Here is a 24157-nt window from a genome sequence, read left to right as displayed (position 1 = left end):
GTTACGCTTTTGGCGCGACATCTTCGCCAAACCATTTCATCGACAGTTTGCTGAGTGTGCCATCTTTGATCATCGAGTCCAGCGCCTGATTCAGCACCTGCTGCAGCTCGCTGTTACCTTTACGCAGACCAATCGCCGAACCTGCGCCCAGCACACCACCCGAGAAGCCATAACCGCTGCTGCTGATGGCATCACTGTGTTTTTTCACAAAGGCATTGAGGTTGGTGCGTGAAGCCATGACGGCATCAACACGGCCATTCATCAGGTCAGCGAAGGTTTCAGGACCGGCCTGATAGGTGCGGATAGTGGCCACATCGCCCAGGTATTTCTGCAGGAAGTCCGCCTGAATAGTGGCGACCTGCACCGCAATGGTTTTGCCTTTAAACGTGGTTTTAAGATCGTCGATCGCTTTTTTCATACCGGCATCGTCATCCGCCGTCACCACCGTGCCGCTGCCTGGCAGCGTGGCGAGCGGGCTTTTTTTCGCGGTCACAAAGCTGGAGACGCTGACGGTGTACTGATGAGTAAAATCGATCGCTTCAGCGCGCTTTGGCGTCACCGTCACCGCGTCTATCACCGCATCATATTTACCGTCGATGAGGCCCGGGATCATGCCTGACCATTTCTGGGCGATGATTTCATATTTAAAACCTGCACGCTTCGCCAGCTCCGCTACCATATCCGGCTCATAGCCGACGATTTTTCCACTCGGGGTCGTCTGGTTAAACGGAGGGTAAGCCGCTTCGGTAGCAAACTTCAAGGTGCCGAAATCTTTCGCCTGGCTGAAGGCGGAAGTGGCAAGCAGCGCCACGGTCAGAGACGCCTTAAGGAGACGGTTACGCATCATCATATAAACCTCATGTCTTTATTATTAAGAGAGTAAATCAATAGCAAGGCGGGTCAGCGCCTGCGTCCCGGCGGCAATGCTGCGTTCGTCCGGCTGATAGTCGGAGTTATGCAGATGATCGTCACGGCCCGGCGTAGCGGATCCAATATGAATCTGACAACCCGGTACCCGTTCTGTAAACAGTGAAAAATCCTCAGCACCAAAGCTGGCGCTGGGCTGCGCGATGATGGCCTCCTCAAACTGATGCGACAGAATCTGCTCCAGTGAATCGATGAGGCGATCGTCGTTCATTAAGGGGGGAACGCCACGCTGGAAGTTAACTTCTATGCGGACGTTCTGCGCCAGCGCTACCCCTCCGCACATCCGTTTAAATGACGCTTCCATCGCAGCCCGCACTTCCGGTGATTTAGTGCGGATGGTGCCCTGAAACAGACAGCTGTCAGGAATGATGTTGTGGGTGGTGCCGCCCTGAATGTGCCCGATGGTTAACACGGCGGAGTGAGCAGGATCGCGTTCACGCGAGATGATGGTCTGGAGCTGGCTGATGAGATGCACAGTGGCGAGTATCGGGTCAGTGCCCATATGCGGACGGGCCGCATGGGTCGATACACCCTGTACCGTCACGTCGAATTCGTCGCTGGAGGCAGTACTGGCGCCGCGCGTCAGGGCAACGTCACCCGCAGCCAGTTCAGGTTTGTTATGCAGGGTCACCGCCCAGTCAATGTCGTCGGCCACACCGTCGGCGATCATAGCCTCAGCACCACTTTCTGGTGTCTCTTCCGCAGGCTGGAAGATCAGCCGGACGCGGCCTTTTAGCTGCTGACGATAGTGCGGCAGGATTGTGGCCACACCCAGCATCGTCGCCGTGTGAATGTCGTGACCACAGGCGTGCATTTTGCCGGGATAGCGGCTGGCAAAGGGTAAACCCGTCTGTTCATGTATGGGCAGCGCGTCCATATCAGCACGCAATAGCAGTGTCTTACCCGGCTCCGCGCCGTCGATATCCACCACGACACCGCTGCGGCCAACGCCGGTCCGGGGATTCAATCCCAGCGCCTGCAGATACTCTGTGACCAGACTGGCGGTACGCAGCGTATCAAAGCCTAATTCCGGATGCGCATGGATATCACGCCGAATCGCCACCAATTGCGGTTCAATCTCATTAACTCTGGCTTTTATTTCCCCGGCCAGTCGTTCTTTTTCCTGATTCATCGCAGCCCCGGCAATATGAGGCCGGCAGTCTGGTGCCGGCCCTCTTTTTAATCTCATCCTGACGTTGGATGGTGGTGACCGTTTATTTATTCACAGCACGTGACAGAAAGCAACGCGTTATAACACACGAGGAACCATTAATAATCAGTAGCTTAGGTTTATTTATTGGAAAGCCGTATGAGATAGCAGCGGATCAGCAATAATATTAATAATCCGCCGCCCCACATTACTTTCCCTACTTTCTGAGCGGTGTTATTCAGCGTATATCCGGAGGTTAAATAAAGAAGTCTGCCAGTATTTCCGCTAATTTCTCCGGTTGTTCATCAGGAATAAAATGACCGCAGTTGAGAATAGTTTCACTGTTTACCTGCTGCGCCACAGCGCGTAACGGCGTAGCCATATCGGGTATCGATCCCTGATCAGCACTCACCGCCAGCAGCGGCATTGCCAGCTTACCGTTTAACGCACGCTGACGGTTCTGCTCTGCCGACTGCGAGAAGGCGCGGTAAAAAGCCAGTCCCGCGCGTAACGCGCCGGGCTGCTGAAAAATGCGCAGATATTCACGACGCGCCGTCGCATCAATTCGACGAGGATTCGCTGCTTTGCGGTTAAAAAACCAGTCAAGGTAGATCGCCTCCCTGCCGGTGATCAGGGCTTCCGGCAGATCATCCACACAGTGAAAGCCGAAATGCCAGGTTTTCCAGGCACTATCACCGACCATCGGCAGCACGTCAGGCAGGGTCACACCGGGAATACCGCCATCCAGCAGCGCGAGACGGCTGACCTTATCGGGATGGGCTGCCGCCAGTGACCAGGCAATCCATGCTCCGACATCATGTCCGGCCAGATGAAAGCGTTCGATTCCCAGCTGATTTAGCAACGCCACAATGCATGTCGCTACACTGTCGGTGTCATAGCCACTGACCGGGAAATCTGAATCACCCTGCCCCGGCAGGTCGGGTGCAATGACATGAAATCGACTGGCCAGCCGGGGAATCACCTCCCGCCAGGCGTAACTGCTCTGCGGAAAACCAGCGAGCAACACCACTGTTTCGGCGTGTTCGCTGCCAGCGCTAAGGTAGTGAAGGCGCTGTGTGCCGACGTTGATAAAATGATGCTGATAAGCGGGTTGAGAATACATAAAGCCTCCGGATAATAAGGAAACGATCACTTCCTTAATGGATAAAAAAATTCAGTCGAGTAACTTCAGTGCCACAGGGATGATGCTGCTATCGGGCCGGGTAGCCGCAACTTTACCGGCGACGCGCATCCCCAGCACGATACAGAGCATCAGCGAAGCGGTGGCTTCACAGTCAAGTGCAGGGTTAACCGAACCATCCTGCTGACCCAGCCTGATCATCTGCTGTAAGTTCTGCTGATTGCGCATCAGCGCCGCGCTGACCGCGCCGGCCAGCTCCTCATCCAGCGTCTGCAACTCCACGGCACTTACCGCGACCAGACAGCCGCGCTCGCCTTCCAAATCGCGCACTGAATCCACGTAAAAATTCAGCAGCGCCGCCAGTTGCTCACGGCCATTTTCACATTGCGCCAGCCGCGCAGCTAAGCTGCCGTTACGCTGTGAGAGATAGCGGGCAAAGACCGTAGCAAACAGCGTTTGTTTGTCGGTGAAGGCTTTGTAAATGCTGCCAGTGGTCAGCTGCATAGCATGGCCCAAATCGCCGATTGAGGTGGCGTGATAGCCTTTCTGCCGGAAAACCAGCATTGCGCTGTCGAGTGCCGCATCGGTATCAAATGCCCGTGGTCGTCCCCGATCTTTATTACGGTTATCGTGCATTGATAGCACCATTAGGAAATGATTATTCCCTTAAAGATAGACTGATTCGTTACTTAGTTAAAGAAGCGCTTGTACTTTATCCGACATCTTTTATCAGGCTTCAGCAATTGCGCAGTGCAAACCAAATGGTTATGATTAAATGACCAACTGGAGGTGACGAATGAAAATATTCAGTTTTTCTGCAGCTAAGACCAGACCGCCACGTTTATGGCAGGCTGCGGGCCTGCACAGTACGGATGGTGTCGCTCTGCTGGGCCAGATCAACGATGGCCTCGATGGCAACGTGGCTCACCTCATCATCGACTGGGCGAAGATTACCCAAAACGACCTGCGCAGAATGTCCGGTATTCCCTCCACGACTTTCAGCCGTGGCGTGAAAGCGAAATTCAGCGCTGAACAAAGCGAACGACTGGTGCGGATTATCCGCGTTATTGATAGGGCGGTTGAATTGTTTGAAGGCGATAAGGATGAAGCGCAAAAATGGCTGAATGAGCCTAACCGGGCGTTGAGCTGGAAAATGCCAGCAGAACTTATGGCATCGGAAACCGGCGCTTATGAGGTCCTGAAGCTCATCACGCGTCTGGAGCATGGAGTTTATTCTTGATCCTCTACAGGCTGACTAAGACAAAGTATCTTTCGACCGCCTGGACGGGATTCGGCGCAAAAGAGGCGGGCGGTCGCTGGAACAGCATCGGCATCTCAATGGTTTATGTCTCAGAAACCGCCTCACTGACGTTGCTGGAAACACTGGTCCATCTGCACTCAGCACACATCCTCGACGCTTTCACGCTACTGCGCATCGATGTTCCCGATGCGCTGATACAAACCGTCGATATCAGTGAATTGCCTGCAAACTGGGCCGATGAAGACGCGCCGGCGGAACTGGCTGACTATGGCGACGCCTGGTGCTCTGCCTGCGATGCGGTTGCGTTGCGAGTTCCCAGTGCTCTATCTCCTACAGAACACAACTATCTGTTAAATCCTGAACACCCGGAGTTTTCCCGGATCGTTCAACAGGCTGAGGCCATTCCGTTCCGGTTTGACCGTCGGCTGAAACCGGACCGTAAATAGACTAACCGGATAGCGACAGACCACGCATTTGGCTTTGAACAGTGATTCAGAGCCTATGATAATCGGATCTGAAGCGTCTCTTATAACTCTTCCCCCTGCTCTGACCTGACGCAAAGCACTGACAGGTAAGCCTCATCTATACTGCAGCTTATCTTTGCTGAAGGAGCCCGAACATGGGACTGAGCTGGTTTACTCTCTGGCAACCGCTGGCGCGCGTGCTGTTTATTCTCGCCTCTCTGACCATTATTCTCACCGGCCTTTATCTGGCGGCACCGCTGATCAATCAGGTCCTGCTGGCGGCGTTACTGGCTATCATGCTCGACCCACTGATTACCCAGCTGGATAAAAAACGCATCCCACGCATTATCTCATCCCTGCTGGTGATTACGCTGATGCTGATGGTCATGGTGGTCACCACGCTCAAGTTAACGGCACTGACGCCCGATTTAATGCAACTCAGCCGCCAGGCCCCCATGCTGCTGGCGGCACGGCTGGAACAGCTGACGCTGGCTTTTGCCCGGCTTGATATCGGTATGACGCCCGACCAGATGCTCACTTTTGTGGATGCGGGCGCGATAGTGCGTATCGTCACCGCGTTTCTGACGCAAATTCCCGGCGTCATCTCCTGGTGGATTATGGTGTTCCTGATGCTGCTGTTTATGCTCTATGAGATGCCGCTGCTGAAAGCGGCGCTTCAGCAGCGGGTCAGCGGAAAAAATCAGGCCTTTTATCTGGCGCTGCAGGAGGGAATTGAGAGCGTGATTGTTTATGCCAGGGTGAAAACACTGACCAGTATTCTTGGCGGGATCATCGTGGGTTTAGGTGCGCACCTGATCGGGCTGAAGTTTGCCTTTTTCTGGGGCGTGCTGATGTTCATCTTTAACTACGTGCCGGTGCTGGGCTCTTTCCTGGCTGCGATTCCGCCGGTGATCCAGAGCTACATCATGTTTGATTTACAGGTTGCGCTAGCGGTCTCAGGCTTCTTTATGATGCTGAACCTCTGCCTGAGTTCGGTGATTGAACCGCTGCTGATTGGTAAACGACTCAATCTGGCGCTCACTACACAGTTGCTGGCGTTTCTCTTCTGGCAGGCGTTACTGGGGATTACGGGCGGGATACTGGCCATTCCTCTGACCTATCTGATTAAGAAGGTCCTGCTGGCGAGCTATCCGCAGCAGGACCCGGAGTCAGAGTTAACTCAGTGACGGCGTCTTCACCCGCCATGCGCGGGTGAGACGTTTCTCAATCTCTACCACAATGAAGATTGCGATACTGACAAACAGCGAAATCAGCCAGTAGTTAATCGGTAGTGGGCGTGTTCCGAACAGCGTGTTCATCAACGGCACGTAGATAATGATCGCCTGAAGCACAATCAGTACCAGCGTAACAAGCCAGATACCGCGGTTTTTCAGCAGGCCACGGTCCAAGGAGAAACCATCTGTGTTGCGGCAGTTAAGCATGTAGACCCACTGCGCCGTAACCAGCATCTGCAGCAGCACGGTGCGGATGAACTCAGGACTGTAGCCACGCGGTTGCAGCCAGGCTTCCAGCACAAAGGCACTGATTGAAATCAGCAGGCTGACAAACACCACACGCCAGATGGCGTAAGCGTCCATCACGTGTGCTTTGACATTACGGGGGGGCCGACGCATCGCATTGGGTTCTGCTGGCTCAAATGCCAGACCAAACGACAGCGTGGCGGAGGTCGCCATATTCATCCACAGGATCTGAACCGGCGTTAACGGCAGCAGATTACCCATCAGAATCGCGATAATAATCAGCAGTCCCTGCGCCATACAGGTTGGCATAACGAACAGAATGGTTTTTTTCAGGTTGTCATAAACCCGACGGCCTTCTTTGATTGCCGCCGCGATGGTAGCAAAGTTGTCGTCGGCCAGAATCATATCGGCCGCCTCTTTTGTAACCTCCGTGCCTTTGATCCCCATCGCAATGCCGACGTTCGCCTGCTTCAGCGCCGGTGCGTCGTTGACGCCGTCGCCGGTCATACCCACGATCTCGCCGCTCGCTTCCAGTGCTTTCACCAGACGCAGTTTATGTTCCGGGCTGGTGCGGGCAAAAATATCATAGGTTTTTGCCGCCTCGGCAAGTTCAGCGTCACTCATATGTTCAAGCTGGTAACCCGTGATGGCCGTCTGGCTGTTGCCTATACCCAGCATCTGACCAATCGCCATAGCCGTTTCCTGATGGTCGCCGGTAATCATTTTGACGCGGATGCCCGCTTTCTGGCATTCATCAATGGCAGTTATGGCTTCAGGACGCGGCGGATCCATCATGCAGGCAAGCCCCAGCAGCACCATGTCACTTTTCAGATCGGCATGATCCAGCGAAGTAATGGGTGCGGAGGTTTTTTTCCAGGCTGCAGCAACGGTGCGTAATCCTTCACTGGCATAGGTAGTGATGGCAGCATCCCAGTAAGCACGGTCAATCGGCTCTGCACCGTCCGGCGTTTGCTGCTGCTGACACAGCGTCAGCAGCACATCCGGTGCGCCGGTCAGCAGAACATAAGATTCACCGTCAGCTACACAGCTGACCGACATATATTTATAGAGGGAATCGAACGGCAGCTTGCTCACCACGTCAACCGGCTGAGGCGTCGTCAGACCTTTGGCTGCCAGCACTTTCAGTGCGCCTTCAGTCGGGCCGCCAACAATCGTCCAGAGCCCCTGGCTTTCCTGACGCAGCTGACTTTCATTACAGGTGTCTACCGCATGGAGGAACTGCTGGAACAACGGATCCTGTGCCGCCGAAGCAGCCGCGTTGCCGCCCTGCTCAGCCACAATTTCGCCTTTGGGTTCGTAACTGTTGCCGCTGACGCGCCAGCGGCTTTTTGCCAGCACCACCGCTTTCACCGTCATCTCATTCATAGTGAGCGTGCCGGTTTTATCAGAACAGATAACGGACATGGCGCCCAGGGTTTCGACCGTCGGCAGTTTGCGGATAATCGCATTGGTGCGCGCCATCGACTGCACACCCAGCGACAGAATAATGGAGATAATGGCGGGCAGACCCTCCGGCACGGTGGCGACGGCCAGGCTGATAACGGACAGCAGCAGTTCGCCCAGCGGAATGTCACGCAGCATGAAACCGAAGATAAACAGCATCACCATCATCGCCAGGATGATAAGGAAAATCGCTTTACCCAGTTTGTCGATCTGCACCAGCAGCGGGGTTTTAGCCTCTTTTATGCCGCTGATCATTTCGTTGATATGGCCCAGTTCCGTATCACCCCCGCTGGCGATGACCACACCTGAGGCGGTGCCGGAGCTGACGGTGGTGCCGGAAAATGCCAGATTCAGACGGTCCCCCAGCGACTTTTCACCGCTCAGCGTGTCGATGTTCTTAGACACCACCGTCGATTCGCCGGTGAGAATCGCCTCTTCCACCCGCAGGTTATTGACTTCAAACAGTCTCAGGTCAGCCGGAATTTTGTCGCCGGGACGTAACATCACCACGTCGCCGACCACAATATCGCGTGTTGCGACAGTGACCTGTTTGCCATCCCGCACCAGCATCGCTTCACTGGCGAGCATGTTCTGAATACTCTTCAGCGATTTCTCGGCATTGCTCTCCTGAATAAAGCCGATCAGGGCATTGATAACGGCTACGCCGATAATGACAAAGGTATCCACCCAGTGGCCCATGAGCGCGGTGATCACCGCTGCGGCCAGCAGAATATAAATCAGCACATCTTTAAAATGGGCGATAAATTTGAGCAGCGCAGATTTATCCGCTTTTTGCGGCAGCGCGTTTGGCCCCTGTTTCTGCAGACGTTCCTGTGCGTCAGCAGTCGATAATCCTGCCGGAGAGCTTTGCAGGTCAGAAAATATCTCGGCTACACTGCGCTGATACCAGGGGCGCTCAGATAAAGCTAACGCTTTATCCTGCTTATCATTATTTAGCATATATAAACCTCGTGCCATTTAGCGATGAATTAAAGGCGCAATTAAAAGACATGCATTTTGCGGGAAGCCGCTCCCGCCAGTAATGACCGATATCATATTTAGGTAAGAAACGTCTGATGAATAACATAAAATGGCTAAATTAAATCTAACCTATATTATGAGAATAACAACGTTGTTTTTGTTTAGCTAAGGTTTAACTATGCTGATGCAGTGTGCTTCGGCTTGTACTCTGGCTCGCAAAAGGAAACTCTGATGAAAAAACAGAGCATTATCATGCTTTGCGGTTTCGTTATTCTCGCGGTCACCGCAACCACATTAGTCGGCTTACTGACCTGGCTGGTGGTCTCTCATATGGCGGCGTAACCCGATCCAGGCGAAGCGGCCCTGCCGTCTCGTTAAAATAAGATTACGTATATTAAAAATATTTTTATCCCGGTGGCGATAAGCACCAGGCTAATGACGCCTTAACGCTTATTAAACCGCAGTGAAATAGCTGATGTTAAGGCGAATAAAATGATTAAACGCAAGGTTATTCCCGTTTTTCTCTGTTGCTTATTTATGACAGCGTGCGATGAAAAAAAAGAACCGGACGCGCCACCTCCTCGTGTAATAAAAGTTTTTACCCTTGAGCCGGACATTGCGCAGAATATCCGGGTATTTCCTGCACGTATTCAGGCCGGAGACAATACCGACCTGGCTTTTAAAAGGGCGGGCCAGCTGGTACAGCTGGATATACGTGACGGAACACCCGTGAAAGCGGGGCAAATTCTTGCCACCCTGAACGACGCGGATGCGAAACTGCGGGTACGCGATCGTCTGACGGCGCTGCAGCTGGCGGAGCGGCAATTTCAGCGCTTTAACACGCTGGCCCAGCGCAGCGCCGTTTCAAAATCGGAAATGGATGTGCAGCGAGCTAACCGCGATGCCGCCGCTACCGCACTGAAAATTGCGCAGGAAGAGTTGCAGTTTCTTACCCTGCGCGCGCCGTTTGATGGCGTGATTGCCAGAGTGCAGGCGCGTAATCATCAGGTGGTGGCCGCAGGACAGCCGATTGCGCTGCTGACCCGGGCCGATTTGCTCGACGTGATCTTCACGCTGCCGGAAACCCTCTTCACCAGCCTGGACATCCAGAATATTCACTATCAGCCGGAGGTGCAGTTTAACGCCCTGCCCGGTCGCTTTTTCACCGCGCAATACAAAGAGCACACCAGCCAGACCGACGCTGCCACGCTGACGTATCAGGTGGTGCTGACCATGCCGCGTCCCGCTGATCTGCCTGGCGTTGCCGGTCTCAGCGGCTCAGTGCGCGTTAAGCTGCATAACCTGCCGAATGCCCCTGCGCAGCCGCGGCTGGTGGTACCGGCGGCTGCGGTGTTCAATCCCGACCGTAGCCCGACTAACCAGCCACACGTCTGGCTGGTTGAGCAGGATGGCGAGGCGCTGCGCATTAAAGATCGCCCCGTCGAAGTGGGTCGTCTCACCGCGCAGGGTATTGAAATCGTCAGCGGGCTGCAGCCTGGCGACCGCATTGTTGCTGCCGGTGTGGGTAAGCTGCGTGACGGTGAAGCGGTGCGCATCTGGCAGCGTGAGCGGGGGTTATAATGCGTATTCAGGAGCACTTCCTTGATAAACCCATTCGCATCTGGATGGTTATTCTGCTGCTGGGCGTGGGCGGTATCTATGCCCTGCTGAACATTGGCCGCCTTGAGGATCCGCTGTTTACCATCAAATCGGCGGTGATTGTCACCCACTATCCTGGTGCGTCAGCCCAGCAGGTCGAAGAAGAGGTGACTCTGCCACTGGAGAATGCGCTGCAACGCCTGCCCTCACTGGACAATGTCACCTCCATTTCAGGCAATGGCCTGTCGCAGATTACCGTCAATATCCATACCCGCTATCTTGCCGATCAGCTGCCGCAAATCTGGGATGAGCTACGCCGTCGCGTCGGCGATGCGGCCCGGCAGTTTCCGCCAGGCGTGCAGGCTCCGCTGGTTAACGACGACTTCGGCGATGTTTATGGCTACTTCTTCGTCATCCACGGCAAAGACTTTACGAACAGCGAACTGCGTAACTATGCCGATCAACTGCGGCGCGATCTCGTTCTGGTGCCCGGCGTGGCGAAAGTCGCGGTAGCGGGCGTTGAGCAGGAGGAGGTCCGCATTGCCCTTTCCGCCAGCAAAATGACCGCCTATGGCATGACGCCGCAGCGCATCGCCGATCTGCTGAACCGGAATAACAGCGTTGCCAGTGCCGGCACGCTGCGGGTCGACAGCGAATCAATCCGTTTTCACCCTACCGGCGAGCTAAAGACACTCGACGACCTGGCGAATCTGCCCATTCTGCCTGCGGGCAGCCCGCAGAACGTGCATCTGCGCGATATCGCCACCCTGACACGTGGCGTGACCGATAATCCTGCCAATATCTATTTTGCCGATGGTGAAGCGGCCCTGGCAATCGGCATTTCATTTGCGCCTGGCGTCAACGTGATTGATGTCGGCGACGCGCTCTCCGCCCGGATAACACACTATCAGCAGGATACCCCCGCCGGGATCAGTCTGAAGGTGTTCTACAACCAGGCGCATGAGGTGAAACAGTCTGTTGATGGCTTTATCCTCAACTTCCTGATGGCGCTGGCGATTGTGGTGGGAACGCTGCTGCTGTTTATGGGCCTGCGCAGCGGCATGGTGATTGCCGCGTCACTGGCACTAAACGTGCTCGGCACGCTACTGATCATGTATCTGTTTAAACTGGAACTGCAGCGGGTGTCGCTGGGCGCGCTGATTATTTCGCTCAGCATGCTGGTGGATAATGCCATCGTCGTTGTCGAAGGGGTGAAGATCGACCACCAGCGCGGACATCCTTTACAGCAGGCGATTTCCCGCATGGTGCGCCGCACTGCCCTGCCCCTGCTGGGTGCCACGGTGATCGCGATACTCGCCTTTGCACCGATTGGCCTGTCGCAGGACTCAACCGGCGAATATTGTAAATCGCTGTTCCAGGTGCTGCTGATTTCCCTGATGCTGAGTTGGGTAACTGCGCTGACGCTGACTCCGGTATTTATCAACTGGAGCGAGAAACGTCGTGGCGCAGCGAAGCCCGCAAAAACTGACATCTCCGATCCTTATCAGGGCATCGTTTTCCGGCGCTATCGTCAGACGCTGAGCGGCCTTTTGCGTTTTCGCTTGATCACGCTGACGGCGATGGTCGCGCTGCTGGCACTATCGCTGTATGGCTTTACCCTGGTGAAACAGAACTTTTTCCCCTCATCCAGCACGCCGGTCTTTTTTACCGATCTCTGGCTACCCTATGGCACCGATATCCACTACACCGCAGATACCGCAGCGGAAATAGCCCGGTTCATTAATCAGGATCCGGACGTTGCGGCGACGGTCACCACCGTGGGCCAGGGCGCACTACGCTTTACCCTGACCTATGACGCGGCGCGCCAGTACAGCAACTTCGCCCAGATTATGGTGCGGGTTAAGGATGGCCGACTGCTGGATGCGCTGGCGCTGAAAACTGAGAATTATATTCAGCAAAACTTCCCGCAGGTGAATCAGCGCATCAAACGTATTCAGTTTGGCAGCGCCAGTGATAGCGCGATTGCCCTGCGGGTAACCGGCCCGGACCCGGAAGTGCTGCGTCACATCGGCAGCCAGCTGGATGCGATTTTTCTGGCGGATGGCTCGACGTTCCCGGTACGCAACGACTGGCAGGAGCGCAGTAAAGTGCTCCGCCCGGTTTATTCCGCACTGCGTGGTCAGGAGCTGGGCATTGATAAACGCGATATCGATCAGGCGCTGAGAATGAATTTCAGCGGCGATGCCGTAGGCATTTTCCGGGACGGATCGCGGCTGATGCCGGTGATGCTCTATCCGGCAGATGAAGAGCGGCAGAGTGTTGATCACATCGAAAACATTCAGCTATGGAGCGCTGCCCTGCAGCACTTTGTGCCGCTGAGCAATGTGATTTCTGACTTCCGGCTGGAGTGGGAGAATCCGCTGATTATGCGTCGTGACCGTACGCGCGTGCTGACGGTGCAGACAGACCCCGATCCCGCCTCAGGATTAACCTCCGCGCAGGTGGTGGCACGGGTTCAGCCGCAGATCGATCAACTTAAGCTGCCGTCGGGCTACCGGCTTGAGTGGGGTGGCGAGCTGGAGAGCTCACGTGAAGCACAAAGCGGATTGCTGAGTTCGCTGCCGGCAGGCTTCCTGGCCATGTTCATCATTACCGTGCTGATGTTCAACTCGCTGCGTGACGCCGTCGCAATCTGGATTACCGTGCCGCTGGCGATGATTGGTGTCACCTGTGGCTTTTTGAGCACCGGTATTCCGTTTGGCTTTATGGCGCTGATTGGACTGCTCAGCCTGTCAGGGATGTTGCTCCGCAACGGGATCGTGCTGATTGAGGAGATCCGACTGTTCCGGCAGGAGAAGCCGTTGCAGCAGGCAATTATTGATGCGGCGACCTCGCGTCTGCGTCCTATCCTGCTGACGGCCTTTACTACCGTACTGGGCCTGCTGCCGCTGCTGCGCGACGTCTTTTTCCAGAGCATGGCGGTGGTGATTATTTTTGGTCTGGGATTCGCGACGGTGCTGACTCTGCTCGTACTGCCGGTGATCTATCGCTGCTTCCACGGACGGGAGGCGCACGGTGAATAAGACCGGGCTGGCAATGCTGAAGACGCTGGCCTGTATCACAGCCGTGTCGTTTTTCACGCTGTATCAGAGTTACGACAGCTATCATTACGACGTTAATCTGACGCTGAATGTGCTGAGTTTTATCTCGACCATTGCCACACCGCTCTATTTTCTGCTTAGCGGCTATCTCGACGCGGGCGAGCTGCACACGCCCGCGTGGCAGCTCGGCAAAATTCGCCGTATTCTGCTGATTTTTATCTTCTGGTTCAGCTTTTTCTGGTTTGCCGGGATGCACCACAAAGGCTACCTGATCCAGCCGTGGTTTGTGATTGCACTGATTGTCATTTACGTCTCGCATCCGCTAATCGACTGGCTGATTCAGCGGCCTGGCGTAATGGCAGCAGGGATTTTGCTGTTGCTGGTGCTGGCCTTTGCTTTTGACCTGCTCGCCAGCCTCTATCCGGACCAGCGGGCCTTTTCACTGCTGCCGCAGTACCGAATCTGGACATGGGTACTTTATTACCTCACCGGCCGGCTGATGGCTGCGCCACGTGTGATGCAGTTGCTGACATCACCCAGAGTGATAAAGATAAGCCTGCTGCTGCTGCCCGCGGTGTATCTCTTTACCTGGCTGTATGAGCGCTATTACTTTATTGCGCGCTTTCTGGCGACCCACAACGACGTAGTGCTGACGGGCTCACAGGTTTATCTGCTGGTGGTGCTGATCGTGATCAGCATTAACGCTATCCGGCTGCCGGAAAAAGCCCAATGGCTGACCACATTTCTGACCACCCTCGGCAAAACCATGACCGGCGTTTATATCCTGCATTACCTGATTTTTGGTGTGCTGGCGGCTGCTATCCGCATTCAGACCCTGGGCGACAAGCTGCTGGTCATCGCCCTGACGCTGATCTTCTCAATGGCGCTGTCACTGCTGCTGTTGCGCATCCCCGGCGTCCGTAAGCTGATCAGCCTGTAGTCGCCGCGCGGCATGCTCCGTTGCTGCACGGCGCGTGGCGATGAACTCAGCAATTTTCGCCCGTGCCTGCGCCACCTCCTCGGGCGGCGCGGTCTGCGGCGAGCCGCAGGAAAACGGCGGTTCGGGGTCATATTCCATCTGCAGCTGAACGGCTCGGGCGACGGCGTCCCCGGCGATTTCCGCCATCAGCGTCAGGGCGAAATCGATGCCGGAAGTGACGCCCGCGCCGCTGATACGGTTGCGGTCACGCACCACCCGCTGATTCACCGGCTCCGCGCCCAGCAAAGCCAGTTGGTCGATGGAGCTCCAGTGTGAGGTCGCACGGTACCCTTTCAGCAATCCGGCAGCGCCCAGCACCAGCGAACCGGTACAGACCGACGTGACCCACTGCGCCTGCTCAGCCTGCCGTCGAAGAAAATCCAGCGTTTCCTCATCCGACATCAGGGCAATCTGCCCTGGCCCACCCGGTACGCAGATCACATCCAGTAACGGGCAATCGCCAAAGGTAGCAGTCGGTAATATCGACAGGCCGCGATCGGAGCGCACCGGCTGACGATCTTTCCAGATCAGATGGCACTCCACGCCGGGCGTGCGTGCAAATACCTCCCACGGGCCGGTTAAATCGAGCTGGGTAACATCGGGGAAAAGTAACAGACCAATCTGTAGCGGACGATTCATGCGTGAACTCCGGCGGGTGATGAGTGACCATCATGCCGTGATGCCCGGTCAGATAGCAATTATGATTGCCGGAGACGCTTTACAGCCTCTCCGGAAGAGAGAGCAGTGGATTGCGTAAAGAAGCCTCAGGCCACGCCGAGAAAACGCAACAGCGCGGTCATTGCTGCCGCCCCCAGAATAATGACAATCAGGGGTGCCCGACGCCATGCCAGTAACAGAGCAAAACCCACGCCTGCCACTCGTGCCACACCGGCAAAATGCTGGCCTTCAAACAGCGTGGTGGTCGCCGCGACGGCCAGTAGCAGCACCGTGGCAGCGTCGGAGAGCATCTGCTGAGTACGCTCACTAATCGGAAGACGGTTTCCCAGCCTGACGCCGGCAAAGCGCATCAGATACGTTCCGGCGGCCAGCATGGCAATCCCGGCGATGATCATTCCCTGATGCGTCATTTGCGCGATCTCCATGTCAGCAGGCCCAGCAGCGAGAACAGCACCGGCATGCCCGCCGGAACCAGCGGCGTTGCCAGCAATGAGAGCAGCGCGCCGACGGTGGCAGGGATCCGGGTCCGCCGCTGTCGCAGCGCCGGGATGATCAGGGCAATCAGGATCGCCGGAAACACCGCATCCAGTCCAATCACCGAGACATCGGGAATAAACTGGCCAATCGCCGCCCCAACCATAACGCTCACCGGCCAGATTAAGCCGATACCGATGCCGCACAGCCAGTAGGCGCTGCGACGCTGGGCCAGCTGTGGTTGTGAGATACCAAACACCACGCTTTCATCATTCATGATGTGACAGCCAAACCAGCCCTGAGGCCCCTTTCCAACCAGATCTTTGACCGCAATGCCAAAAGGCAGATGACGCGCATTCACCAGCAGGCCCGCGGCAGCCGCGGTAAAGGGACTGCCGCCACCAGCCACGATGCCGATAAACAGAAACTCAGACGCGCCTGCCAGCACCAGCGTTGACAGCGCCAGCGGCACCCAGAGCGGAAACCCGTCGGCGGAGGCCAGCGAGCCATAGGATAAACCGACAATTCCATCAGCCAGGCAGACCAGAAAAATCGCTTTGATTACCCCTTTGTCCAGCGACTGCATTTGCGGAAAAAGCATCACTCTGTCTCATAATGAACGTATAATCCGATATAATGAACACCTCAACATCGTTTTACAAGACGAACAAAGCGTTCGGTATAAAAAACTTTTCGTTTTTCAGGAGTGCGTTTGAATACCCCTATCAGCATCATTGCCAATGCCTTAGTGCGTGAACGTCAGCGATCCGGCCTGTCACTGGCTGAAGTCGCGCGTCGTGCCGGTATCGCCAAATCAACGCTCTCACAGCTGGAGGCGGGTAACGGCAATCCGGGCATTGAGACGCTGTGGTCACTGTGCGTGACGCTGAATATTCCGTTTTCACGGCTGCTGGAGCCGGATGCGCGTCGTCTGCAGGTGATCCGCCGTGGAGAAGGTCTGACGGTGACTGCCGATCTGGCAGACTATAAGGCGGTTTTGCTGGCATCCTGCCCGCCCGGCGTCCGGCGTGATATCTATCTGCTGGAGGTTCAGCCTGGCAGTGAGCGCATTTCACAGCCCCATATTCCCAATACGATTGAGCATATTATTATTGCTAAAGGCCGGGCGCTGGTGGGTCCGATGGACAGCGCGGTAGAGCTGGATGTGGGTGATTACATTACCTATCCGGGCGACGAGCTGCATATCTTTCGGGCGCTGGAAGCCGATACGCTGGCGCTGCTGGTGATAGAGCACAGCTAGTTACCGCTCAGCAAGCTTCTGCCGGGTTTCTGCGGGTGTGAGGTGCGTAATCAGCTGCACCTCACTGCTCAATCTGATCGCCGGATAATGCTCGCGCATCCCCTCCAGCAGCACCGCATCCGGCCATTCGTGCTCTTTCCCCAGCTTCGCAGCGACCTCGTTTAAGCGCAGTGTGTCGATCCGTGTCACCCAGACGATCACCGTGTCGGCTTCATCCTGCTGATTCACCAGCCTCAGCGGGCCGGTGACGATATCGCCCTCCTGCCAGCGTATCGTGGAGGTTTTCTCGCCGCGTCTGACGACGGGCATCAGACGCGGAACCAGTGTAAGTTGCTGCATTTCCTCTCCTTTTTTTAAACCCACTTTGAGAACTGCCACAAAACCAGAAATCCGGATTGAAAACAGTGTTATTAATGTTATGTTATAACATAATTATTTAACCTCATCTGACAGGTAACAGTATGACACTCTCTTCTCTGATATCCGGCGATCCACGTCTGCCGGTTGCCGTTCTCTCCGGTTTTCTGGGGGCCGGTAAAACCACGCTGCTCAATCATATTCTGAATAACCGTGAAGGACGACGGATCGCAGTCATCGTCAATGACATGTCTGAAATCAACATTGATGCGGCCCTGGTGCGCAACGGCGACGCACAACTGTCACGCACTGATGAAAAGCTGGTCGAGATGAGTAACGGCTGCATCTGCTGCACGCTGCGTGAAGATCTGCTGCTGGAGGTGAAACGTCTGGCGCAGGCTGGTCGCTTCGACCACCTGGTCATTGAATCGACCGGCATTTCTGAACCCCTGCCGGTGGCTGAAACCTTTACGTTTGAAGACGAAGCGGGTGAAAGTCTTTCAGCCTATGCCCGGCTGGATAGCATGATTACCGTGGTGGATAGCTTTAACTTCCTGCGCGACTACCGTTCAGTCGATGATCTTCAGTCTCGCGGCGAGTCGCTGGGCGAGCAGGATGAACGATCGGTGGTTGATCTACTGGTGGATCAGATTGAGTTCTGTGATTTGCTGGTGCTGAACAAAACGGATCTGCTTAGCCCGACGGAACTGCATCAACTGCAGAGCATACTGCGTGCGCTCAACCCACACGCTCGTATGGTGACCAGCGAGTTCGGGCAAATTCAGCTGGACTGTCTGCTGAATACCGGCCGGTTTGATTTTGACCGGGCAGCGCAGGCCCCCGGCTGGCTGCAGACCCTGCGCGGCGAGCATCAGCCGGAATCGGAGGAGTATGGCATTCGCAGCGTTGTCTATCGCGCGCGTCGTCCTTTCCATCCTCAGCGTTTCTGGGAGGTTGTAAACCACCAGCTCGACGGCGTGATTCGTTCAAAAGGTTACTTCTGGCTGGCCACCCGGCCCGAATTTGCGGCAATGTGGTCGCAGGCGGGCGCAGTGGCACGCCAGGGTTACGCCGGGCGCTGGTGGGTCAGCGTGCCGCGAGACAACTGGCCACAGGATGCAGATTCGCTCAATTCCATCGCTGAGCAGTGGCAGGAAGGCACCGGCGATGCGCGTCAGGAGCTGGTATTTATCGGCATAGATATGGATGAGCAGCACATTATTGTCGCGCTGGATCACGCACTGCTGACGCCTGATGAGATGGCTGCAGGGCCGGAGCACTGGGTTACGCTGGACGATCCGGTGCCTGCCTGGTTTGATGAGATGACCGCCTGACGCAACGGTTGACCGCACACTGTCGCTCCGCAATAGTAAAACGTCCCGGCGGGTGGCCGCCACCCGCTGATTTCTGTTCAGGAGAAGCCGGATATGCCACAACGTATCGCTGTTATCGGTGCAGGCGTGCTAGGTTTAGCCGTCGCGCAGTCATTGTCCCGCCGGGGCGCACAGGTCACTGTGTTCGACAAAAGCTTGCCTGGCAGTGGCACCAGCCAGATTAGCTACGCCTGGGTCAATGCCAACGGCAAAGAACCCGGCCACTATCATGAACTCAACGCCCAGGCGATAAACGAGCACAAGCGATGGCAGGCGAGCCACCGTGCATGGCCCCGCTGGCTGCTTGAAACCGGCTCGCTGGAGTGGGCAGCCGATGAATCATCCCTGCGCCAGCTAACGCAGCGCGCAGCAAAGCTTGCTACGCTCGATTACCCCGTTGAGAAGCGTAGCCGCGCTGCGTTACTGGGTGCCCTGCCCGGACTGCGGCTCGATCCCCGCATTCAGCACGCGTGGTTTTTCCCTTCGGAGTGCCTGCTTTATCCCAGCCTGTTCATCGCTTCTCTGCTTGCCGACCTGCGCGCCAGTGGCGGTCAGCTGGTCTGCAACAATGAGGTGACCACGCTGACTGAATCAGGTCGGCATGTGCATCTGACGCTGGCCAGTGGTGATGAGTGGCACGGGGATCAGCTGGTGCTGGCAACCGGTCGCTGGGCACCTGAGCTGATCAGCCAGTGTGGACTCGAACTGGCGATGACCGATGCGAACCGCGCCGATCCTGTTGCCTGCAGTTTTCTGGCGCAGACACAGCCCTTGCCGATCCCGCTTAACTGCAATCTCATTACCCCGGAACTGAATGTGCGGCCGGATGGCGGAGGACGCCTGATGCTGCAGGCACTGGATCTTGACCAGCATGCCGATCCGTCACGCCCCGCTTCTCCGGATGGGCTGACTGGCAAAGAGATGCTGCGTCGGTTGCGTCGACTGTTTAACCATGCGGAAGGGGCGAGAATTGAGCGCATTGAAACAGGACAGCGATCGCGTCCGGCAGATGGATTGCCCGCACTGGGCTACATCAGTGACTCAGCACGCGTTTATCTGATGGTCAGCCATAGTGGCATGACCCTTGCCCCGTTACTGGGCAGACTGGTGGCTGAGGATATGCTGAGCGGTACACCTTCACCGATGCTGAGTAGGTTTACCCCGCATCGGTTGCTGCGTCCGCTCAGTGAGGTCGTTAAAACCGCGCCTGCCTATCTTCCGGCAGCGCAGTAAAAACTAGCGGCGGTTCTTCCAAACGGTTTGCACGTTACAGAATTCGTGGACACCAAAATGTGACAGCTCACGACCATAGCCGCTTTTCTTCACGCCGCCGATGGTCACCCGCGGATCGGATGCGCCGTTGCCATTTATAAATACGGCACCGACTTCCAGCTGCAGTGCCAGCCGATCGGCAGTTTCTTCGTTACCGCTCCAGACAGTAGCACTGAGGCCAAATTCGCTGTCGTTAGCGATCTCCAGTGCATGCTTCGGATCCCGCGCGACGGCAATAGCCGCGACCGGACCAAACAGCTCCTGCTTAAACGCGGTCATGGTGCTGGTAACATCAGCGAGAATAGTTGGTGCATAGTAGTTACCCTCCCCTGCCACCTTCTCACCACCCAGCACCAGCCGCGCACCTTCACTAAGGGTCGCTTTTACCTGTCCGTCGAGTTCGTCGCGCAGATCGGCGCGTGCCATCGGACCCAGGAAGGTATTTTCATCCAGCGGATCGCCCATTTTCAGTACCTGTACCGCTGCAGTGAAGCGTTTTTCAAACTCTTCCGCGATGGGGGCTTCCACAATAAAACGTTTAGCCGCCATGCAGACCTGTCCGGTATTCTGGAAACGTCCGATTACGGCAGATTTCACGGCTTCATCAAGATCGGCATCGGCCAGCACGATAAAGGGATCGGATCCACCCAGCTCCAGCACCGTTTTCTTAAGCGCTGCACCCGCCTGTGCTGCGATTGCCGCACCCGCCCGCACGCTGCCGGTTACCGCGACGGCCGCAATGCGATCATCTTTAATCGCGACTGAGACACCGTCGTTGTCGACGTTGATCAGGTTAAAGCCACCTGCTGGCAGATCGGTTGCTGTAAACAGCTCAGCCATCAGTGTGGCGCTTCCCATGACGTTAGGGGCGTGTTTCAGCAGATAGGTGTTACCTGCCAGCAACATGCTGACTGCGCCCCGCAGAACCTGCCACAGGGGGAAATTCCATGGCATGACAGCCAGGATCACCCCGACAGGACGGAATCGCTGCCACGCATCGGCAATCTGAGTGGGCTGATCGGCCAGCATCGCCGGTCCATGTTCTGCATACCAGTCGCACAAATTTGCACATTTCAGTACTTCAGCGCGAGCCTGTGCAATGGGCTTACCCATCTCCAGCGTAATCATGCGCGAAAGATCCTGCTCTCTCAGACGGATCTGTTCGCCGAGCTGACGCAATACGCGCACCCGGTCACTCATACTGCTGCGCTGCCATGCTGTAAAAGCGGAAGCGCTTTCTGCCAGCGTCTTTTCCAGTTCGATGCTGTTCTGCAGAGGATAGCGTGCCAGAATTTCGCCTGTTGCAGGGTTACGTGATACGGCATGTTCAGTCATGGTTCTGTTTTCCTCATTCGTTCAGTAATTGAGAAACGATACGCGCTGTAGTTAATGATGAAAAATGAATAATAGTGAGGAAGTTGTTTATCAATTGAGAATGTCTGAATTGCAAAGACGTTATACAGTAAGCGTGAAGGACTCTGGAGATGATGATGCGATCACGCCACCTGTCCGTGAGTCTGAAACTGATGCCTGATAAGTAGTTATCCACTTATACAGTGACACGATCCTAAAAAACGATCCTTAATAGATCATAGAGAGATCCTAAGAGATCCCCGATCGTCGCAGGCCGCACCCCGCAAGGGCTGAAAGGGTGATCGCGTTCACTATAATCAGTAAAGTGTTCACTGTAATCAGTACTTTATTCACTGTACCAGGTAGAATGTTCACTGTAAACAGTGCTAATGTTCACTGTAGTCAGAAAACGATCCCTTTCATCCACAGAATGAAGATCCTACGCGATGGCAGATAAAGACAACGAAAACAAAGCGTTACTTGAACCTTTTCTGTCAGTGACCAAAAACAGTGGTGAAGTTATTCAGCTTCATCCCAACAAGAATAATACCGTTCAGCCGGTGGCACTGATGCGTCTTGGACTGTTCGTTCCGACGCTGAAATCAACCGCACGGGGTAAATCCGGTGCAATGGCATCAACGGATGCGACGAAAGAGCTGAAGAATCTTACGTTGGTAAAGGCGGAAGGCTACGAAAAGATTACCATTACCGGCGCACGGCTGGATATGGATAACGATTTCAAAACCTGGGCAGGTATTATTCAGTCCTTTTCGCGCTATCCGACTAAAGGCGATACCGTCACACTGCCGTTTATCGATTTTGTGAAGATGTGCGGCATTCCCTCTGCCAACTCGTCTGCCGCACTGCGTAAGCGTCTTGATGCCTCTCTGCGCCGCATTGCAACTAACACGCTCTCTTTTGAAGGCAACGGCAAGGCGTATCATACCCACCTTGTCCAGTCAGCCTATTACGACCGCGAAAAAGATATTGTGCGGATTCAGGCAGATCCCAAACTGTTTGAACTCTACAACTTCGATCACAAGGTGCTGCTTCAGCTTCGTGCAATATCCCGCCTTAAGCGTAAAGAGTCTGCACAGGCGCTCTATACTTTCCTTGAGAGCCTGCCGACCAATCCGGCACCGATATCACTGGCACGCCTGCGTATGCGCCTTAATCTCGGCTCTAAGACCACCACGCAGAACCATGTGGTGCGGCGTGCAATGGAGCAACTGAAGGAAATTGGTTATCTGGATTATTCAGAAGTGAAGCGTGGCCGCTCAGTCTTTTTCATTATCCATAGCCGCACACCTAAGCTTGATGGCATCGGTAACCTCGAGAGCATCGATTCGCTGGACGAGATCGAGTTTGAGGATTAACTCCTGACGTTCACTGTAATCAGCATTTCTGCGTGGCAGTGTCACTTTTACCGTTGAAAGTGATATTGCGCCCTTCCTCTCATATTCACTGTAATCAGTATTCCACCTCTATTCACTGCAATCAGTAACGTTCACTGTAATCAGTAGACGGGGCATGTTTTAGAATCATACTCTTCTTCCCTCTTTTCCTGTCGTACTATACCATAAGGCTTATGAAGTAAGTGCGTGCTTACTTACTAACTGGTTAGCCCCTTCCAGGATCGGCTTTGCTGATTATAGTGAACGTCCTGATTCAGGCAGGACAGCGTCTCTTTCTGCTGATTCCCGTTGAGCACTTTACTGATTACAGTGAATGACTGCATTCACGTTCAACACGGCCGGCGTGCGTACTGTATTGAGGCGCTTTAACTTATCAGTATTGCCAGCGTGACACTGTTACTGATTACAGTGAATGTTTGCCGACTGGCATCGTCAGAGCTCCGGCGTACTGCGGATTCCCCTGTCGGTTACTGATTACAGTGAACGTTGTAGCGCGGAGCTGTCTTCACCGCGGTGATCCTCAGGAATGCTGCTTTACTGATTACAGTGAATGCTTTGCTGAATACAGTGAATGATAGCTGAAATTTGACGCAACGCTTTGCCGCTTTACTGTTTATAGTGAACATTCGTGGGAAAGTTGTGGTGACATAACTCATGATCAGGGGTTGATGTCTGCTGGCCTGAGCATTGCCAGAATCGAAGTGATATCTGCGTATCGTAATCTTACTGTCTTCTATTCCGGTCGAACTGAACTGACGCTTCTGCTGATTACAGTGAATGTCTGGTCAGCAAGGCTCTTCTTTTACTGACTACAGTGAACGTTCGATATCTCCTCGTTACTGATTACAGTGAACGTTATCGGACTGTCTTGTTCATGCCTGCCGATCCATTCTGGCTCCCAAACAGTAGTTGCCTGTTATCTCATCAGCTTCCGATGCTTTTATGAACCAGACAGGATTTCTCCTCTCCTCACTACTGACTACAGTGAACGTTTACTCAGTTCGGCTTCCTGTCCTGCTAGCTGATCAACGAGTTTACTGATTACAGTGAACGTGATTGCTGCCTGGGTATCTGCAATGACATTACTGATTACAGTGAACGTTTGGCTCATTCAGCGTCAGGCATCAGCCAGGCTTTATCGCGTGGGCTTTCTGAATGCGGTTTGTCTTCTGCACCACCACTTCAAGTTTCTCCGGTAAGAGACCTTATAGAGAGCTGACTTTACTGATTACAGTGAGCGTTCAGACTCATCAACCCGCTTAGTACAATCCACTCTCCCCCTTCTCTCTTACTGAAGATCGATTTCTACTGATTACAGTGAATGCCCTGCTGATTACAGTGAACGCTGCTCGCATTTCAACTGCGTAAATTGCCAGACCAGAAATAATAATGTGATGAACCTCACCAAAACCCATGGTGTTACATAAAAACGGAGATTATGTTGAAAGGATAATTTATTGCCTCA

At 54.8% G+C, this 24157-nt stretch carries 20 protein-coding genes; 10 read left to right on the top strand and 10 right to left on the bottom strand.

Annotated features, from left to right (window positions below; genetic code table 11):
- Position 1 precedes the first annotated feature (1 nt).
- The 4 genes from FA92_RS20095 to FA92_RS20080 form a co-directional block, all read right to left on the bottom strand.
- Entirely contained in the window at positions 2-850 is an 849-nt protein-coding gene (locus FA92_RS20095) for a transporter substrate-binding domain-containing protein (RefSeq protein ID WP_013195994.1), read from the bottom strand.
- Between the two features lie 21 nt (positions 851-871).
- Complete coding sequence (locus tag FA92_RS20090; protein ID WP_033784898.1) at positions 872-2059, bottom strand: M20 family metallopeptidase; 1188 nt, start codon at positions 2057-2059, stop codon at positions 872-874.
- A gap of 274 nt (positions 2060-2333) precedes the next feature.
- On the bottom strand, positions 2334-3200 hold the full coding sequence (locus tag FA92_RS20085) for an alpha/beta hydrolase (protein ID WP_033784897.1): 867 nt from the start codon (positions 3198-3200) through the stop codon (positions 2334-2336).
- Positions 3201-3251: 51 nt separating this feature from the next.
- Positions 3252-3866 (bottom strand): TetR/AcrR family transcriptional regulator, encoded by a 615-nt coding sequence (locus FA92_RS20080; RefSeq protein ID WP_033784896.1) that lies wholly within the window; start codon positions 3864-3866, stop codon positions 3252-3254.
- 148 nt (positions 3867-4014) lie between these two features.
- On the opposite strand from FA92_RS20080, the gene FA92_RS20075 reads away from it, so the two are divergent.
- The 3 genes from FA92_RS20075 (at position 4015) to FA92_RS20065 (ending at position 6130) form a co-directional block, all read left to right on the top strand.
- Positions 4015-4458 carry an antitoxin Xre/MbcA/ParS toxin-binding domain-containing protein gene (locus tag FA92_RS20075; RefSeq protein ID WP_033784894.1) on the top strand — a complete coding sequence of 148 codons (444 nt, stop codon included), beginning with the start codon at positions 4015-4017 and terminating at the stop codon, positions 4456-4458.
- Entirely contained in the window at positions 4455-4925 is a 471-nt protein-coding gene (locus FA92_RS20070; RefSeq protein WP_033784892.1) for an RES family NAD+ phosphorylase, read from the top strand. Before FA92_RS20075 ends, FA92_RS20070 begins: the two co-directional genes overlap by 4 nt.
- A 173-nt stretch (positions 4926-5098) precedes the next feature.
- On the top strand, positions 5099-6130 hold the full coding sequence (locus tag FA92_RS20065; RefSeq protein ID WP_033784891.1) for an AI-2E family transporter: 1032 nt from the start codon (positions 5099-5101) through the stop codon (positions 6128-6130).
- Here the strand turns inward: FA92_RS20065 and FA92_RS20060 are convergent.
- Complete coding sequence (locus tag FA92_RS20060; protein WP_033784890.1) at positions 6119-8848, bottom strand: cation-transporting P-type ATPase; 2730 nt, start codon at positions 8846-8848, stop codon at positions 6119-6121. The genes FA92_RS20065 and FA92_RS20060 overlap by 12 nt on opposite strands.
- A gap of 513 nt (positions 8849-9361) precedes the next feature.
- Between FA92_RS20060 and FA92_RS20055 the strand changes: the two genes are divergently transcribed.
- The 3 genes from FA92_RS20055 to FA92_RS20045 are packed head-to-tail and all read left to right on the top strand — an operon-like array spanning position 9362 to position 14470.
- On the top strand, positions 9362-10450 hold the full coding sequence (locus FA92_RS20055; RefSeq protein ID WP_033784889.1) for an efflux RND transporter periplasmic adaptor subunit: 1089 nt from the start codon (positions 9362-9364) through the stop codon (positions 10448-10450).
- Entirely contained in the window at positions 10450-13512 is a 3063-nt protein-coding gene (locus FA92_RS20050) for an efflux RND transporter permease subunit (RefSeq protein WP_033784888.1), read from the top strand. Before FA92_RS20055 ends, FA92_RS20050 begins: the two co-directional genes overlap by 1 nt.
- Positions 13505-14470, top strand: a complete 966-nt coding sequence (locus FA92_RS20045) for an acyltransferase family protein (protein WP_033784887.1) — start codon at positions 13505-13507, stop codon at positions 14468-14470. The genes FA92_RS20050 and FA92_RS20045 overlap by 8 nt, the downstream gene beginning before the upstream one ends.
- Here the strand turns inward: FA92_RS20045 and FA92_RS20040 are convergent.
- The 3 genes from FA92_RS20040 to FA92_RS20030 form a co-directional block, all read right to left on the bottom strand.
- Positions 14420-15148, bottom strand: a complete 729-nt coding sequence (locus FA92_RS20040) for a DJ-1/PfpI family protein (protein WP_033784886.1) — start codon at positions 15146-15148, stop codon at positions 14420-14422. The genes FA92_RS20045 and FA92_RS20040 overlap by 51 nt on opposite strands.
- A gap of 125 nt (positions 15149-15273) precedes the next feature.
- On the bottom strand, positions 15274-15597 hold the full coding sequence (locus FA92_RS20035) for an AzlD domain-containing protein (protein WP_033784885.1): 324 nt from the start codon (positions 15595-15597) through the stop codon (positions 15274-15276).
- Positions 15594-16262: an AzlC family ABC transporter permease gene (locus tag FA92_RS20030; RefSeq protein ID WP_156105731.1), complete on the bottom strand. Its 669-nt coding sequence runs from the start codon at positions 16260-16262 to the stop codon at positions 15594-15596. The genes FA92_RS20035 and FA92_RS20030 overlap by 4 nt, the downstream gene beginning before the upstream one ends.
- 111 nt (positions 16263-16373) lie before the next feature.
- Between FA92_RS20030 and FA92_RS20025 the strand changes: the two genes are divergently transcribed.
- A complete protein-coding gene (locus FA92_RS20025) occupies positions 16374-16922 on the top strand; it encodes an XRE family transcriptional regulator (RefSeq protein ID WP_033784884.1) in 549 nt (182 codons plus the stop codon).
- Here FA92_RS20025 and FA92_RS20020 read toward each other — a convergent pair whose 3' ends face one another.
- Complete coding sequence (locus tag FA92_RS20020; RefSeq protein WP_033784883.1) at positions 16923-17261, bottom strand: ASCH domain-containing protein; 339 nt, start codon at positions 17259-17261, stop codon at positions 16923-16925.
- A 122-nt stretch (positions 17262-17383) separates the two neighbouring features.
- Here FA92_RS20020 and zigA point away from each other — a divergent pair, with 122 nt between their 5' ends.
- Entirely contained in the window at positions 17384-18613 is a 1230-nt protein-coding gene (zigA, locus tag FA92_RS20015) for a zinc metallochaperone GTPase ZigA (protein WP_033784882.1), read from the top strand.
- 93 nt (positions 18614-18706) lie between these two features.
- Positions 18707-19885 carry an FAD-binding oxidoreductase gene (locus FA92_RS20010; protein ID WP_033784881.1) on the top strand — a complete coding sequence of 393 codons (1179 nt, stop codon included), beginning with the start codon at positions 18707-18709 and terminating at the stop codon, positions 19883-19885.
- 3 nt (positions 19886-19888) lie between these two features.
- Here the strand turns inward: FA92_RS20010 and FA92_RS20005 are convergent, their stop codons facing one another.
- Positions 19889-21259: an aldehyde dehydrogenase family protein gene (locus FA92_RS20005; protein ID WP_033784880.1), complete on the bottom strand. Its 1371-nt coding sequence runs from the start codon at positions 21257-21259 to the stop codon at positions 19889-19891.
- Positions 21260-21723: 464 nt separating this feature from the next.
- Here FA92_RS20005 and FA92_RS20000 point away from each other — a divergent pair, with 464 nt between their 5' ends.
- Complete coding sequence (locus FA92_RS20000; RefSeq protein WP_003855845.1) at positions 21724-22653, top strand: RepB family plasmid replication initiator protein; 930 nt, start codon at positions 21724-21726, stop codon at positions 22651-22653.
- Positions 22654-24157: the final 1504 nt, after the last annotated feature.

The sequence above is a fragment of the Pantoea sp. 9140 genome (assembly GCF_000745295.1).
Taxonomy (GTDB): Bacteria; Pseudomonadota; Gammaproteobacteria; order Enterobacterales; family Enterobacteriaceae; genus Pantoea; species Pantoea vagans.
This window is presented reverse-complemented; position numbering and strand designations above follow the sequence as displayed.